This is a genomic window from Desulfomonile tiedjei DSM 6799, from assembly GCF_000266945.1.
GTDB lineage: Bacteria > Desulfobacterota > Desulfomonilia > Desulfomonilales > Desulfomonilaceae > Desulfomonile > Desulfomonile tiedjei.
In genome coordinates this window covers 3,809,106-3,825,033 of record NC_018025.1, presented here as the reverse complement: position 1 = coordinate 3,825,033, position 15,928 = coordinate 3,809,106, and the positions used below count along the sequence as shown (strand labels likewise).

12 protein-coding genes are annotated in these 15,928 nt (G+C 50.6%); 11 read left to right on the top strand and 1 reads right to left on the bottom strand.

Annotated elements, in window-relative coordinates; genetic code table 11:
• Window positions 1–63 precede the first annotated feature (63 nt).
• On the top strand, window positions 64–1,722 hold the full coding sequence (locus DESTI_RS16215) for an acyl-CoA synthetase (RefSeq protein WP_014811048.1): 1,659 nt from the start codon (window positions 64–66) through the stop codon (window positions 1,720–1,722).
• Window positions 1,723–1,921: 199 nt separating this feature from the next.
• Here the strand turns inward: DESTI_RS16215 and pncA are convergent, their stop codons facing one another.
• Window positions 1,922–2,620: a bifunctional nicotinamidase/pyrazinamidase gene (pncA, locus tag DESTI_RS16210; RefSeq protein ID WP_014811047.1), complete on the bottom strand. Its 699-nt coding sequence runs from the start codon at window positions 2,618–2,620 to the stop codon at window positions 1,922–1,924.
• A 741-nt stretch (window positions 2,621–3,361) separates the two neighbouring features.
• On the opposite strand from pncA, the gene DESTI_RS16205 reads away from it, so the two are divergent.
• The 10 genes from DESTI_RS16205 to DESTI_RS16160 all read left to right on the top strand — a co-directional run bounded on the left by DESTI_RS16205 (window position 3,362) and on the right by DESTI_RS16160 (window position 15,863).
• Window positions 3,362–4,801, top strand: coding sequence for an IS1182 family transposase (locus tag DESTI_RS16205; RefSeq protein ID WP_014808019.1), 1,440 nt, complete (start codon window positions 3,362–3,364; stop codon window positions 4,799–4,801).
• Between the two features lie 960 nt (window positions 4,802–5,761).
• A complete protein-coding gene (locus tag DESTI_RS29010) occupies window positions 5,762–6,490 on the top strand; it encodes a FadR/GntR family transcriptional regulator (RefSeq protein ID WP_014811045.1) in 729 nt (242 codons plus the stop codon).
• A gap of 35 nt (window positions 6,491–6,525) precedes the next feature.
• Window positions 6,526–7,716, top strand: a complete 1,191-nt coding sequence (locus DESTI_RS16195; protein WP_014811044.1) for a 4Fe-4S binding protein — start codon at window positions 6,526–6,528, stop codon at window positions 7,714–7,716.
• A 142-nt stretch (window positions 7,717–7,858) separates the two neighbouring features.
• A complete protein-coding gene (locus DESTI_RS16190; RefSeq protein WP_014811043.1) occupies window positions 7,859–9,484 on the top strand; it encodes an FAD-dependent oxidoreductase in 1,626 nt (541 codons plus the stop codon).
• Between the two features lie 116 nt (window positions 9,485–9,600).
• The gene (locus DESTI_RS16185) at window positions 9,601–11,025 is read left to right on the top strand and encodes a Serine dehydratase alpha chain (RefSeq protein ID WP_014811042.1); all 1,425 of its coding nucleotides are present in this window, start codon (window positions 9,601–9,603) and stop codon (window positions 11,023–11,025) included.
• A 15-nt stretch (window positions 11,026–11,040) separates the two neighbouring features.
• A complete protein-coding gene (locus DESTI_RS16180) occupies window positions 11,041–11,721 on the top strand; it encodes a 4-carboxy-4-hydroxy-2-oxoadipate aldolase/oxaloacetate decarboxylase (protein WP_014811041.1) in 681 nt (226 codons plus the stop codon).
• Between the two features lie 12 nt (window positions 11,722–11,733).
• A complete protein-coding gene (locus DESTI_RS16175) occupies window positions 11,734–12,414 on the top strand; it encodes an RraA family protein (protein WP_014811040.1) in 681 nt (226 codons plus the stop codon).
• 15 nt (window positions 12,415–12,429) lie between these two features.
• Window positions 12,430–13,104: an RraA family protein gene (locus DESTI_RS16170; RefSeq protein ID WP_014811039.1), complete on the top strand. Its 675-nt coding sequence runs from the start codon at window positions 12,430–12,432 to the stop codon at window positions 13,102–13,104.
• Between the two features lie 327 nt (window positions 13,105–13,431).
• Window positions 13,432–14,778, top strand: coding sequence for a UbiD family decarboxylase (locus DESTI_RS16165; protein WP_014811038.1), 1,347 nt, complete (start codon window positions 13,432–13,434; stop codon window positions 14,776–14,778).
• A gap of 77 nt (window positions 14,779–14,855) precedes the next feature.
• The gene (locus tag DESTI_RS16160) at window positions 14,856–15,863 is read left to right on the top strand and encodes a TRAP transporter substrate-binding protein (protein ID WP_157212180.1); all 1,008 of its coding nucleotides are present in this window, start codon (window positions 14,856–14,858) and stop codon (window positions 15,861–15,863) included.
• Window positions 15,864–15,928: the final 65 nt, after the last annotated feature.

Genomic DNA, 15,928 nt, shown 5'->3' with positions numbered 1-15,928 from the left:
TCGGCCTCACCGATGAATCGTACCGATGCAATAAATGAAATTTTCTGAAAAAGGAGAGCTGGCATGACTGATTTGTTGAAACCTTTAACCGAAGCAGAAAAGGAGCGCTACAATGAGCTCAATCAGGAAAACATGGAATTCCTGATGAACCGGTATAACAAGTCCAACAGATGGGTCATCGCGGATATGATTCGTCGGGCCCGATATCATGTTCCGAACAAAAAAGCCATTATTTTCGGTGACAAGAGCCTCACTTATGCAGAAATGGAAGATGAGTGCAACCGTGTTGCAAATGCTCTGCTGGACCTTGGTGTCAAAAAGTACGATAGAGTGGCAATACTTGCTCACAATACCATTCACCACGTGCTTACCTGGATAGGATGCTGCAAGATCGGCGCTGTGTACCTGGCAATCAACTATCTTCTCAGAGGAAAAGACATTTCCTATTGCATTAACCACTCTGAAAGCACTGTGTTTATTGTGGAAGATGCTCTGTACGATCTGGTGAAAGATGTTCTCGACGATATGCCTACTGTAAAAACGCTCATCTGGTCGAATCAAGGCGCAGGAATTCCTCCATCCAGCGATCGTTTCAGAGACTTCGATTCCTGGGTGAGGCAGTATCCTGCAACTGAGCCTGACGCCATTCTCCATATCGAAGATCCGTGTCAGATGACCTATACCAGCGGAACGGAATCCAAGCCCAAAGGAGTCATCATCAGTAACCAGGCGCTCATATCGCATTACATGGGCTGCATCATTGACGGCCGGTATGACAGCGAAGATGTCAACATTAATGCCCTGCCCATATATCATTGCGCACAACGTGATGTTTTTATGAATCCCATATTCTGGCTCGGCGGAACGAATATCCTCATGGGACCGGATATTACTCAAATCCTCAAGAATATCGAAACATATAAAGCGACGATGTTCTTTGCTCCACCTACGGTCTGGATAGCTATCTTGAGGCATCCTGAGTTCACCAAGTACGATCTCTCCAGTCTGAAGAAATGCTATTACGGCGCATCTATTATGCCGGTGGAGATTCTCAAAGAGATCATGGAGCGGCTGCCCGGAACGAAAATCTATAATTACTACGGTCAAACGGAACTTGCTCCGTACCACACCATCCTGAAAGCAAAAGATGCGACCGCGAAACTGGGATCCGCAGGAATGGGTGGACTCAACATGGAAACGAGACTGGAAGACGACCTCTCCAGGGAGGTTACAGAGCCGGGAGTCTCCGGAGAAATCTGCGGCAAAGGCCCACACGTGATGATCATGTATTTCAAGGACCCTGAAAAGACCGAAGAAGCCATGAAAGGCGGTTGGTTCCATTCCGGTGATATTGGTGTCATGGATGATGACCGATACATCACCGTCGTGGACCGAAAAAAGGACATGGTGAAAACCGGGGGAGAAAACGTGCCCACCAGAGAGGTGGAAGAAGCTATATATCTGGATAAACGCGTCCAGGAAGTGGCTGTAATCGGCTTGCCTCACGAAAAATGGGTCGAGGCCGTCACTGCCATCGTTGTTGCGAAGCAGGGCGAAAAGATAGAAGAACAGGAAATCATGGACCTGTGTAGGCAGGAATTGGCAGCATTCAAATGTCCGAAGAAGGTGATTATCGTCGATGCTCTTCCCAAAACGCCCACGGGCAAAATACTAAAACGTGAAATGCGGATCACGTACAAGGAAGCTTTTTCAAAAAAGTAGCAATGAATTCAGGGTAATTTGCGCTTAAGATGAGTGCCATATCACTGGCCTATTCATGTGTTCAAGATTATGCCGTGCATCTAGCGATGAAAATAGCGAAGGCTGGGGTGTCCTGAGCGAAGTGATTAGACGGCTCTGCGTCGTCCGGAGCGAAGAATACCCCAGCCTCCTAAATTATGAGAAGAAAGACGAATCGGTATTACAGCTCCTGTTTGACGGTTATGCCTTTGTCTTTCATTTCCTGAATAGCTTTGGCGGATGTTTCAGGAGCCACCCCCCGGCACAAGTTTTCAATAACGGTAACTTTGAATCCTTCTTTGGCTGCGTCAATGGCTGTAGCCTTCACGCAATAATCCGTGGCTATGCCGTAGACAATGAGCTCCTTGATCCCGCTTTCTTTCAGGATTTTGGCCATTTCGGTCTGTTTTCCACCATCATCCTGAAAGCCGGAATAGCTGTCATATTTTTTGTCCTGGCCCTTTTTAACAACAGCGGCAAACAGGCTCTTATCCAGCAGGAGAGCGGCATTGTCCGTTTCCTGAACACAATGAGGCGGCCAGAGCACCTGAGTCCTGCCCTCTATCTGGATAGCCTCAAACGGTTTTTTGCCTTCGTGATTCGTGAAGAACGAAATGTGGTCTTTCGGGTGCCAGTCCTGAGTGGCAAAAATGGTACACCCTTTTTGCTTCAAGGCTTCGGTGGCCTTTTGCACCCGTTCCACAAAGGCCTTGTCGGTTCCGTTGACTGCAAGTGCCCCGTTCTTTAACGTAGTGAAATCACCTTGCATATCAACGACTATAACGCCCACGATGTCTTTACAGAAACCTGTTTGAACGGCCATTAGAATCGAAGCTCCAACAAAGAATGCCAACGTGAGAACAAAGCCTACTTCCCTCATGACAATGCCTCCCTTGCGATAATGTACCCGGCTTCTCGACGACTTTACCTCATTAACGGGGGATCCTATCACCCCTGTTTACGCAACAAAAAACCGCTCGCAACTGCCTGAGCATCGATAAAACCGGGATCAAGCAGCGTCGCCAAAATTCGATCATATTGAAAGCGTACTTTACCGGAGCGCCTTCAGTCAAGAGCAATGTCTACTCTGACAGTGACTGTTCAGTTACGAGCGGACACTAGGGATTCTGCGCCCTGGAAGGGCGGCCCAATAGTAGCCACGGGTGTCAGAAACTGTCTCAAAAGTCGAAATTCATCCCAGATCGTGGCACGAAGTTCTCATGATCTTCACGGCCTGATTGTAGGGGCGCCCCTCGTGGGTGCCCGGTAGTGACCGGCCTCCGTGCCGGTCATTGCAGGAGGGTAGGCACGAGACCTACCCCTACAAGGATGATGAATCGTGGCACTATTTGTTCTGTATTCGAGAATTTTGAGACACTTTCGTCAACCCGTGGACAGCGCCATGTCCACAAGCATGGTTCAACGACCCTGAAAGGGTCGACCAACAAACAGGCAATGATTCCCCGTTGTCATTGGGCGACCCTTTCAGGGTCTTGAAGACAAAGGATTTGCCGTACCGCTTCCGTGGGTTAGCGAAACTGTCTCAAAACTCCATTTTGGGCTCGCGATTTGCCAAGAGATGTACTAGAAAGGAGAGGAATTCAACAACCACGAGGCTGTCATGGGCAAACAGATCCGGGCCGATTACGAACAGATCTTGATGTTTCCGCCGTCAGTGGAAGACTGGGTGGCTAAGGATCACCCGGCGCGCTTTATCCGAGATTTCGTGGATTCCTTGGATCTGTCCGAGTTGGGAATCGAGGTTCCCGACAGCGATACAGGACGTCCTCCGTATGCGCCAGATCTTCTGTTGAAGGTGTGGCTTTTCGGATACTTCAATCGGATCAGGAGTACCCGTAAGCTTGAAAAGGGTTGCCTTGAGAATATGGGGCTGATTTGGCTGACGGGGATGAATGCTCCGGATCATAATTCCTTATGGCGATTCTTCAAGGCGAACAAGAAATCATTGAGGCATCTGTTCAGACAGTCGATTCGTGTTGCTCTGAAGGCCGATCTGATCGGTCTAGCTCTTCATGCCGTGGACGGGACCAAGATCCAAGCCGTCTCATCCAACGACAAGGCTCGGGGTCGTGAGCACCTGGAGAGGTTTCTGGAAAGTGTTTCGGAGAGATTGGACCGCACGATTGCCGATGCGATGACTGAGATAGAGAGAGCCGAGCGGGAAGAGACCGGTGAGTATCGCCTTCCGCAGTCCATGCAAGACGGATTGAAACGGAAACAGCGGATACAAGAGGCTCTGAAGGAGTTGGATGAATCGGACAAGAAGTCAGTTCACCCTTCGGAACCGGAAGCTCGCTTTATGAAGAATCGCCGGACCAAAGACTTGTCGTACAACGCTCAGGCGGTTGCCGACCAAAAGAGCGGCCTTATCGTGGCCGCAGATGTGGTCACGGATGGGGCCGACAACGGGCAATTGGTCCCCATGCTCGACAAGGTGAAAGAGAATCTGGGCGCTGTGGCAGAGGAAAATGTGGCGGACGGGGGATATTTTTCCTCAGGGCAGATAGGTCTGGCCCATGAGCGAGAATACGGCATTCTTATCGGGAAATCGTCAGGGGAAATTGTTTCCGAGAGAGGTGCGGATGAGGATCTCTATCACCGATCCCGGTTCGTCTTTGATCAGGAGCGTGATTGCTTCATATGCCCTGAAGGGCGCTTGTTGCCTTTTCATCAGCGGAAAATTAACGGCAAGAACCACAATGAGGTTCGCAGGTATCACTGCAAGGATTTTCTAACGTGTCCCAATCGCTGGAAATGCTCCAAGAGCAAGAACGGACGCCTCATAGACCTCAGCGTTTACGAGGCGGCCCTAGAACGACACCGCAGCAAGAGGGAAAAACCAGAGAACAAAGAGCGCCTGAAGACTCGAAAGAAGATTATCGAGCCACCGTTTGCCTGGATCAAGAGCGCATTAAGCTTTCGGCGATGGACCGTGGCCGGAATCGACAACGTAAAGGCCCAGTGGGACCTTATTTGCACGACCATAAATCTCAGGAAGCTCTACCACCATTGGGTATCCGGCGAGGTGGCATTCACGTAAGCAGCCGGAGGGAGACCATGACCTTATAACGGACAGTACACTCGGATCGAACCTCGCCTGATCTTCACTTGACGGGACTGCTTTTTTCCCAGAAGCAGGTCCTCCCGTCCGGCTTGCGTGATTCGCCGCAGTGCGCAGGTTTTGAGACGCTTTCTAGCACCCACGGCTACTGTTGGGTAGCCCCTTCGGGGCTGAAGAAACCTCTCCCATGCCTAACTGAATGGTTGTTCTCTGATAGCCTAAGCGTTCTACTTACTTTGACCCGCCCTCCCGTCGGTCTCATTCCTGTACGAAATGCGATCCACCTGGATGAGCGCGTTGACGCGTCTGACTGGAGATGTTCTCCGTGGGGAAAGGATTCGGAAGGGAAAGGTGATACAAATGAGCGTTCAAAGAAGTAACGTCTAGCAAATCCGGTCCCGGCATGTCTCCGAAGTGAAGTCAGCCACGCCAAGGCGTGGCGTTCGTAGCGAAGGAGATTTGCCGGGACCGGCAAATAACAGGTTTCCCAATATTCCTTCTGTGAAAGCACTTTGGTAAGAGATTTTAGGAGTTGGAAAGCGACCGAAGTCTGTATGGAGACCTGCGGGAAGGGAAGCAGAAGAGGGGGGAGAGTCATAAAGAACTCTCGAAGATTTTGCATCGTCTTCGTGAGATTGAGGCTTGAGAGGAAGATCGGCATTGATAAGTCTGTGTAATAACAGTTAAAAAATGACAACATTAAGATTTGAATTTTTTTCTTGACGAGAAAATCTGAATTCGGTAATTAGTTACCTAATTAGATTGTTCCTCTCGCTCAGACCTTTGCTCGGTAGCACGACACAACAAATAGTGACGCTGTGCTGTCATTGGTCTCTTCTTTCCGAATACAGCGCATCGTCGATTCAGCGTACAAAAGCTTAACAACTAACTGTTGTCATTCGTAACAAGTCAACGTCCGACTCACTGGAGAGAGTAAAGTTGAAGCAGTTCAAGCCTCTAAAGTCCAGAAAATACGCTGCCGAAGTAGCTGCTCAGATCAAGAGAACCATCTTCGACGGCACCTACGGACCTGGTGACAAGCTTCCGTCGGAGAGTCAACTGGCCCAAGTTTTTGAAGTGAGCACAGTCTCCATTCGGCAGGCCATCCGTGTCCTGGAGAGTTCCGGTCTGGTTTGCACAAAGCGAGGTGCCGAAGGTGGCGTCTTTGTGGCCGAAGCGGATACCTTAGCGGTAAGCACCTATTTGTCTGACATGCTTCAACTGAAAAGGGTCAGGCTAGGCGACTTGACCATGGCGCGTCTCATCTTTGAACCCGAAATTGCCAGCGTAGCTGCAGAGGTGTGGAAAGGCGACGAACTGACGGAATTGGAGCACAATGTTTCCATGACTCAAGCTGCTTTGGATGCTGGCGAGATAAAGCAAGCCCGAATAAATAACCTCAACTTTCATCGTATCATCTGCAAACTCACCAAAAATCCGGTTGTAATTTTCACGTTAAATTCGGTCATGGATGTCTTGAAGGACAATGTCCGAGAGACTGAGATTGATGAGGAATTCGTCCGGAACGAGTTGATTGCTCACAAAACCATTCTCGACAACATACGTTTCAGAAACGTTGGTATGGCTCACGATCAGATGCGTGTCCACATACGTACGGTCCACGAGAGGCTCTCAGAGGTTCAAAAATTGAGTCCTGAGAAGAAATGAAGATTCTTTTCGGGGCAAGAAACGAGGAGAAAGCAATGGTTGATTTAAGTGTTGAAATAGGTGGCGTAAAGTTCAAGAATCCCGTGGTGGTGGCGTCCGCGACTCCTACGATGGATGCAATCAGAATGAAGCACGGTATTGACGGTGGAGCAGGGGCGGTCATAGCCAAGTCTCTCTTCGGTGAGGGAGGCAGATTGGGCAGACAGTTTCCCAGACCCAGGTTCAAGCTCATCGATTACCGGGAGTATCCGGGTTATCCGAACAAGTTGCCTCACGCCTTCACTTTGCGTTCGCTGGAAGAATGTTCCGCATTTGACTATCCAACCTACATGGACGATATCAACCGGACCAAAGACCTGATCAAGGATGACGGCGTGGTTATCGCCAGTCTCTCTGGTTCCTCCCTGGCAGAATGGGTGGAAATGTGCGAACTGGTCAATAAGACCGGCGCAGACTGGGTGGAACTCAACAATTCTTGCCCCTTTGCACAGGATATGGGTGTCAAAATGGGTGCCGGGGCTGTGGATGTTACGTATGAAGCAGTCAAAACCTGCGCTGACATACTCAAAAAACCCTTCTCTGTCAAAATTACACCTCAGACCAACAATCCGGTGGATGTGGCTAAACAGGTAGAGGCAGCAGGCGCCTATGCGGTCAACATGTCTGCCAGATTCTCCGGAGTCATCATCGATATCGAGACTGCCAAGCCGATTCCTTTCGGTTCAATGGGTGGGTATGGAGGTCCTTACCTGATCGGCTACGGTCTGAAGCTCATTAGCCAGGCTGCCAAAGAACTCAAGATACCTCTTATTGCAGGTCTGGGAGTGTGGGATTGGCGTGACATCATTGCGTATACCATGTGCGGAGCCTCTCTTGTGCAGTCGGCGGTAGGAATCATGCTGCAAGGATACAAGGTCGCCGGACGCTGGGTGGATAGCATGAGCGCCTGGATGGAAGCCAAAGGATACAAGAGCCTCAATGAAATCCGCGGCATGGCGCTGCCCAACATAGTTAAGACCGCTAATGTGCCACGAAAGCCCGACAACATTAAGGCAGTAATCAATACGAGTAAGTGTACCAAATGCGGGACATGTCTTCGTAGCTGTTTCTATGACGCTATTACTCTGACCAAAGCCGGCGCGGTTATCAATGCAGAGCTTTGCGACGTGTGCGGGATGTGCGTAGAAGTCTGTCCCGAGTACGCTGCGGAGTTGAAATACGTCTAACTATAACGGATGAAGAAAATACAGTAGGGGTTGGTCGCGGGATCGTCCTGAAAATACCAGGCCTTCTTCCACTCCGGCGACAAACCCCAATTAATCACAATCAACTGACTGGTCAGAGAATAAGTGCCAGGGAGGATTGGTGGTGGTTAGTAGCATAGTACAAACCGATGTATTGGTTGTAGGTGGTGGAGGTGCGGCCAGCAGGGCAGCCTATGAAGCCAAAAAAGCAGCCCCTGATCTGGATGTCACTATCGCGGTTGACGGGACATGGGGTGCGACGGGCAGCACAGTCTGGGTCGCTTCGGAAACATTAGGGATAAACGCTCCATTCAATGCGGCCGGGGATGGAGATTCGGCGGAAATATTTCTCCAGGACATTATAGAGACCGGTTTGGGCGTGGCAAATCATGAGCTGTCGTCTCTGATAGCTCACGAATCACTTGCTCGCCTATCGGAGTTGATCGATCTTGGAGTTCAATTTGACCAGACTGACGGAAAGCTCAGGCAGCGAAAACTGTCAGGATGTACAAAAGCCCGCTCCCTTTCTCAAGGCGGGCAGACCGGCGTAGCAATCGTCGCTGCACTCAAGAAAGCTGCACTGAATCTTGGGGTTAACGCTCTGGAAGGCATCCGGGTCCTGGATCTGATCGTTCAGGACGGAGAAGTCTGGGGCGTAAAAGGCATTCGAAAGGGTGAGGAGATAGTCATCCTGGCCAAGGCGGTGATTCTGGGAAATGGTGGAGCCGGTGCTCTCTTTCCTCATAATATTAACCACCCGTCCCTGAGAGGTGACGGATATGCCATGGCTTACCGCGCGGGAGCCACTCTTACTAACCTGGAGTTTATCCAGATAGGCCCGGGCGTGGTGTACCCCCACATGACGTTCATCATCCATTCCCATATGTGGAATCTACTTCCTCGCTTGAGGAACGGTCAGGGAAAGGAGTTTCTCTCCGACTATCTGCCTGAGGGCGTTACCAGAGAAGAGGTCATTTCCCTTAAATCCATGTCTTTTCCCTTTTCAGTCAGGACAAATGCACGTTACCTGGACATTGCCATGAGTAAGGAGATCATGTCCGGGAGGGGCACCGAACACGGCGGGATACTCTTTGACGTCAATCATGTTCCGGAAGCGGAACTCAAGAACAAAGCGCCCATAACGTTCAAAGCTTTCCTGGATAAAGGCGTAAACCTTTGCACCGACAAAGTGGAAATAGCTCCTCTTGTGCAGAGCTTCAATGGAGGCATACGTATAGACGAGCATGCCTTTACTGGTGTTCCGGGTCTTTTCGCTGTGGGTGAGGCATCCGGAGGCGTGCATGGAGCTGACAGACCGGGTGGCAACAATCTCGCTGATTCCCAAGTCTTCGGGTTTCGCGGAGGTCAGGCCGCAGCGACTTTGGCCCTGAACAGGCCATTGAAGATGGACGTGAAGCACGTTCCTGAAATGGCTTCGTCAGAAGTTGAACCACAAGACTTGGCGCCCATTCGTGAAGCCATCGATCAGGCCCTCATGGTAGTACGTCACGCAGATAGGCTCAAGAAACTGGAACAGCTCATTGACGACTATCGAGCGAACCTCAAGCAACTGAATCTGAAAATAGACAATTTCCTCACAACCACAGAGGCTATCATGAAATCGGCGATGTTGCGGGAAGAAAGCAGAGGTATTCATTATCGCGAAGATTTCCCGGAAAACAGACCGGATCTGAATAAACCGTCCCTCATCCGTAAAGGCTCGGACGGAATGGTGGCAGGTTGGGATTGAAAGGATGAAATTCAGGAACAAGGTTTGAATCACAACGGGGCATGAACCAACCAACCGTGTGACCGGCTGCCTTTGACCAGAATCAAAGGCAGCCACTGGTAAGGTGAAGTAAGAAAATGATGAGCCCTCTTGAAAGAATGATCAAACGACTTCGTGACGACCTCAACGGAAGACTGCTTTCTTTCGGCGAGTTGGTCAAGGTTTCGGAGGAAGAAAACGCTCCATTCGGCGAAGCCGTCGTTGCCGAAGCCATAGTCCGGGAGAAAAAGTCTGAAGAAGAGATTCTTAACCTGGCTCTGGCCACATTTCAGCACAATTTTGAAGCTCTTGAGGTTGGACTGACTTCGGGCCGAAGTTTTCTGTTGGGCACGGTCGGGACGGATCTTGCGAATAAGGAACGTGCTCTGATCGATGATGAGCTTATTAATAATGCGGTGACGTACACGCTGGCAACTGAAGTCGGCAACCATGAAATCGGCTTACAGCCATGCGCAGGAACCGGAGATTCCTGTCCTTACACCGGTTTGCTCCATGCGTTTCGGCAAGCCGGCGTCCCTGAAAAAAAATTGGCCCATGCCGCCGCGATTATGCTCAAACTGGGTAGTTTCTTCAGAGTCGGGAAGAAGACTACCGGCTGCAACATGGAAGGGTTTGGAGCGGGCGCGGCAGCAACTGCAGCAGCATTGACAGATATGAGAGGCGGAACGGCGAGACAGGTTGCCCGGGCTGTTGTTCTCGCACTGTCGCCGACTATCGCCGTTCCCTGCACCCCAAGGGTGATGGTCCACGGTCTTTGCGCTGCCCACATAGGCGGAGCCATTCTCATCGGTAATCTTGCTTCCAACCTTGTCCTCGAGACTTCATTGCCTGTAGATGTGGACATTGATGTGATGCTGGCCATGGCCGCCAGGATTCATATGGAGGCTGCTCCTATTATCACATCCATAAATCTGGAGTACCTGGAGCCGTATTTCGCAAAGAAACCGCAAATCGAGCCCTATGTCGATGGTGAAATACGGGCCCGGGAAAAGGAGAGTGCCGAGACAATTCAGGTACGAGCGAGGGAAGAAGTCAGGAACATGCTGAAAGAGGCCAGGCCCCTCACGGGAGTCCTTGGCGACGTCGTCGTCGGGGGAAGCAGCATGGCCGTGGGCTCGCCGGCCAACATGGCTCGCATATGCCATGCAATGACCGCAGGGACCATTAGCAGCATCGAGATAGACCTGACTGCCGACCTGTTTTCCAGGCGAGCCATAAACGTACCCGCCATCTTGATGGCCGCGATTTATGGAACTCCAACCGGCGACGCCGACATGTACAAGCGGGTCCTGGACTTACCGGAACTGAAACATATTCAAATCAAAATCAACAAGATTGAAGAACCGCAGGTTCAGCGGATAAGGATCGAAGCCTCCGAAAAAAGCGCCATGATCGATGCACGGAACCGTGGCGGAGGCAGAGTGGCTATCGTCCAGGCAGAACCTTCTCTACAGGAAGCTCTCAATGCCGCTAAACGACTTGGTATCGAAGTCGCCCAGTAGATCGGGGAGACAGAAATGAACACGGACAAACACGTCATACGAAACATTAACCGAGTGTCGCCCGATCTTGTCGAAGCGATAAAAGCTTTTCCATCCGCCACCATTTATGAAGCTTATGGTGCGAAAGGGGCCCTTAACCACTTCATCAAACCTATACGGAGCTCAATGAGGATCTGCGGGCCCGCAGTCACAGTCAAAGCACGGCCCGGTGATAACCTTATTGTCCATAAATCCATATACACGGCTCAACCTGGTGACGTTCTGGTTGTGGATACATCTTCCTATGTTGAAGCAGGTTTCTGGGGAGACATCATGACCGCCGCTGCTCAACATCGAGGAGTGGCAGGACTGGTAACGGACGGAGCCGTCAGGGATTCGGAAGACATAGCCGGTCTCGGCTTTCCCATCTTTTGTCAGGCGCTGTGTATAAAAGCTACTACGAAATCGTGTCTCGGAACCATAAACATGCCGATTTTTATGGCCGGCGCCGTGATCAACCCGGGTGACCTGATAGTCGGGGATGCTGATGGAGTAACGGTAGTAGCCAGAGAGGATGTACCCTGGGTCATAGAAAAGGCCAGACAGCGAGAAGAAAAAGAAGCGAAAGTCTCACAACTCCTAAAAGAAGGAAAGACCACACTGGAGCTATACGGGCTCTCGGACATTCTGCAGCGCATAGGGCTGAAAGAGGAATAAGGAATAAGCGTCATGGACAGACATGTTTTTGATCGCGACTGTCGACCGAAACTGGAAAAGTTGTCCACAACCAATCTTTCCGATGCATTGGACCAGGTGGGGCTCCGGGGAGCTGTAATCGGAATCAGACCGCTCTTCGGCATGCCCCGGGTATGCGGTAGAGCTGTAACAATCAAAATCACCGCTGCAGGTATGACGAAATCGAAACATCACCTGGGTGTTGAAGCGATCGCCTCTGCCGAGGAAGGGGATCTGATCGTAATAGACAACCATGGTGACGTGCAAAACAACTGCTGGGGGGAAATTCTGTCCTGCGCAGCCAAGCAGAAGGGGATTTCAGGCGTCGTTATCGACGGAGCTGCCAGAGATGTGGACGAGTGCCAGAAAATGGATTTCCCTGTGTTTGCCAGAGGCGTCGTTCCTATTACCGCACGAGGCCGAATCATGCAGGAAGACTTCAACTGTATGATCAGAATTGGGGACGTCCAGGTACGCCCCGGAGACATTCTCGTTTGCGATATCAATGGTGTGGTCGTCATCCCGGTGGAGAAAGTGTACGAGGTCATTTCAGCGGCAGAAACGATTATGGCCAAGGAAGAAAGCATGAAAAACGATATCCTGGCCGGTCTCGACATCCTGGAAGTCGACCGGAAATATAACTATGAACAAATGTTAAAAAAAATAGCCCTTTAGTCGAGGGGGAAGACAATGGAAAGTAAGAAGCCAGGTCTGGAGATACTGAAAGAATACAAGTCTCTCTCAACCGCGGCCATATCGGACGCCCTTGGTACGTTCGGCATGATCGGAGGATGTCTGGGAATTTCCCCGGTAATTCCCGGTCTTAGAATGGCCGGAAGGGCTTTTACGGTCAAGTATGTTCCCGTCGGGAGCGTAAAGGGAACCGTTGGCGACTACATCGACGACCTGGGCCCAGGTGACGTTGTTGTCCTCGACAACAACGGACGGACAGACTGCACTGTTTGGGGAGATATTCTCACTGTAACTGCGAAGATGAAAGGAGTGGAAGGAACGGTTATTGATGGGGTCTGCCGCGATGTGCCGGGAATTCGAGAGGAACAATACCCGATATTCACTCGCGGTCGATTCATGGTGACCGGAAAAGACCGAGTAATGGTCCAGGCCATGCAAGTTCCTGTTTCGGTAGGGAATGTTCAGGTAAAACCCGGCGACATCCTGGTCGGGGATGATAGCGGGGTCGTGGTTGTCCCATGGGAAATCGCCGAAGGTGTCTTGTCCTCGGCTCAAGCTATCGAAGAGGCGGAAAACTCCATCGTGCAGGCGGTCAAGAGTGGGTTGAGCCTCAGGGAGGTGCGAGAAAAGTTCGGATACCACAAGTTGCAGGCCAAGAAGATGCAAGAGTGATTCGCAAGAGGGAACGATCGGCAAATGTATCCATTCAGTTATTCGTGGGTAAAATCCCCCCTGCCCCCCTTTATAAAAGGGGGGAGTAAGAAGCAACGTGCAATTCCCCCCTTAGTAAAGGGGGGGTAGGGGGGATTTAGAAAGTCGGAGGGACCGTGATCGCAGGAGAAGATTTTCTCTACCCCGTTTGACTGAACGGTAATCGGCAAATCGTTGCCGTTCGTACAACGCAAAACAAGAGGGATCCCTTTTTAAGAAGGAATCCGGTCGCTGATGGTTATGCACGAACTCTGTTGAAATTCAAAGAAAGCTATGAGGTGGGTGAGCATGTATGATCTGAAATCTTTTCTTGACCGAATTAAGGGCAACAAGGAACATCTTCTGGAGGTTGGAAAGGAGGTAGACCGAAAATTTGAAGGATGTGCAGTATTGCGCAAGCTGGAGATAGACAGGAAACAACCTGCTGTTCTTTTCCATAAAGTGGAAGGAACCGATATCCCGGTTGTTGCCAACATGTTTGCCGATCGGGAAAGAATAGCTCTTGCTTTCGGAACTGATGGAAACAACCTGAACAAAATACTGCGAGAACGTGAAGAAAAGCCCTTGGAACCGGTGATGGTCGACAATGCACCCGTACAGGAGGTTGTCTACACCGGTGACGATGTTGACCTGTTCAAGCTTCCCATCTGGTACCACAACGAAAAAGACGCCGGACCGTACATCACTTCAGGCATGATGGTTACGGTCGATCCGGATACCGGTATCAGGAACGTCGGTATGTACCGGCACATGCTTCAGGGAAAAGCTCAATTGGGCATCCACCTGGCAGAAACAGGACACGGTCGGGTGAATTTCGATAAGTACATGAATAAGAACGAGCCTATGCCGATTGCTATTACCATCGGGCACCATCCCCTGGTCTACATGGGAGCGCTCAGTTTTGTTCCGTACGGAGTCGATGAATACAAAATCACCGGCGGCTATATGCAGGAGCCGCTCCGTCTGGTGAAATGCAAGACCGTGAATATGGAAGTACCCGCTGATGCAGAGATCGTCCTGGAAGGCATGATTTATCCCGGCGACACCTGTGAGGACGCTCCTTTCGGTGAGTACACTACTGTTTACGGTAAGCTCAGAGTCAATCCATACATCAGAATAACCGCAATTACCATGCGTAAGAAGCCAATCTATCTCGACGTGTTTTCAGGGCATGTCGATCATCAGTTCCTGGGAGGTACTCCCCGTTTGGCTTCCATATATCGAGCCGTTCGGCAGGCCTGTCCGACCGTGCAAGACGTGTATATGCCGCCATCAGGCTGTTGTCGATTCACCTGCTTCGTCCGGATCAAGAAACGTCACGAAGGTGAGGCAAAAAATGTACTGGCGGCAACATTTGGAGCCGATGCTTTCATTAAAATGGCTGTAGTCGTGGATGAAGACATCGACATCTTTGACTATTACAGCGTCCTGCTGGCTATCAGCACGCGCTGGAAACCCATGGGTAATGTAGTCATCATTCCCCAGGCCAAGACAAATGCATTGGATCCCACGGTGGAAAACGAATTCCTGGTGACCAAGATCGGGATCGATGCAACAAAACCTCTGGTCGGTTTTCCCGAAACCATAGAAGTGCCGGGAGCCGCTGAACTTAATCTATCACAGTATTTGGTCTAATGTGTTATTGTCGAATGCGCGACATAGCAGTCGATCCAACAATAATTACGTTTGTAAACAAAAAGAACGAGCTTGCTATGAAAGAAAAGATGCATTCACTGTCGGTGACTGTTCTGGTGGTCATGGTTCTCACGATCTTTTTTGTCGGAAACGCATTTTCAGCCGACAAAGTGATCATGAGGGTCGCTACCCCTACCACCAACGATCCACAAACCCACGAAATGGACCTGTTCAAAAAGGTGGTTGAAAACAAGAGCCAAGGCAGGATCGAAGTACAGCTCTTCCCTTCCTGTCAACTGGGCAGTAATGCCCAGATGTTACAGGGATTGCAGATGGGCACGATCCATGGGCTCCTGGAACCCACAGCATTCCTGGGAGGATTCTCGGATATCCTGACATTGATCGACCTGCCGTACTTCTTCGAAGACGTCTGGACCGCCACAGCGCTGCTCAATAGCAGGGCGGGAGACAAATTGAGGGAATATCTCCAGAACAGAGGGTTGGTGGCAGCCGCATTTTATCCTTACGGTGACCGTATTCTTCTTCTGAAATTCCCGGTTAACAGCATGGACGATTTCAAAGGGAAGAAAGTGCGAGTCATGGGAGCAAAAGTTCTTCAAAACGAGATCAAAGCCTGGGGCGGCGCGGGCATTCCCATGGATGTTCCCGAGCTTTACACTGCTCTTCAGCAGGGAGTGATCGACGGTTTGGAGAGTGCGGCTCAGTTCTTTTTTATGCTGAAGTATTTCCAGGTTGCCGGGTACATTTTCACCGAACCAAAAGGCGCTGAAGTGACCGTCTTCCTGATGAATAAGAAATGGTTGGACAACTTGCCCGCAGACTTGCGAGATATAGTTACCAACAGCGCCAAGGAAATAGTTCCCGAGGCCACTCAATACGCACGTAATACCGAAAAAGAGTCAATGAGAAAAATGGTGGCATCCGGGGTGAAAGTGATGGATGCATCGCCGGAGCTACAGCAAAAACTCAAGAATGCCTCCACACTCGTGCACGAGACTTTTCTCATGGAAAATCCCGATGCAAAGCCGATCTATGAGAGACTAAAGAAAGCTATGGAGAAGTAACCGACAACCCCCAATATCAGCAGAGGGGAGGAGTCTCCTCAAAGAACCGATCTTCCCCTCTGCAA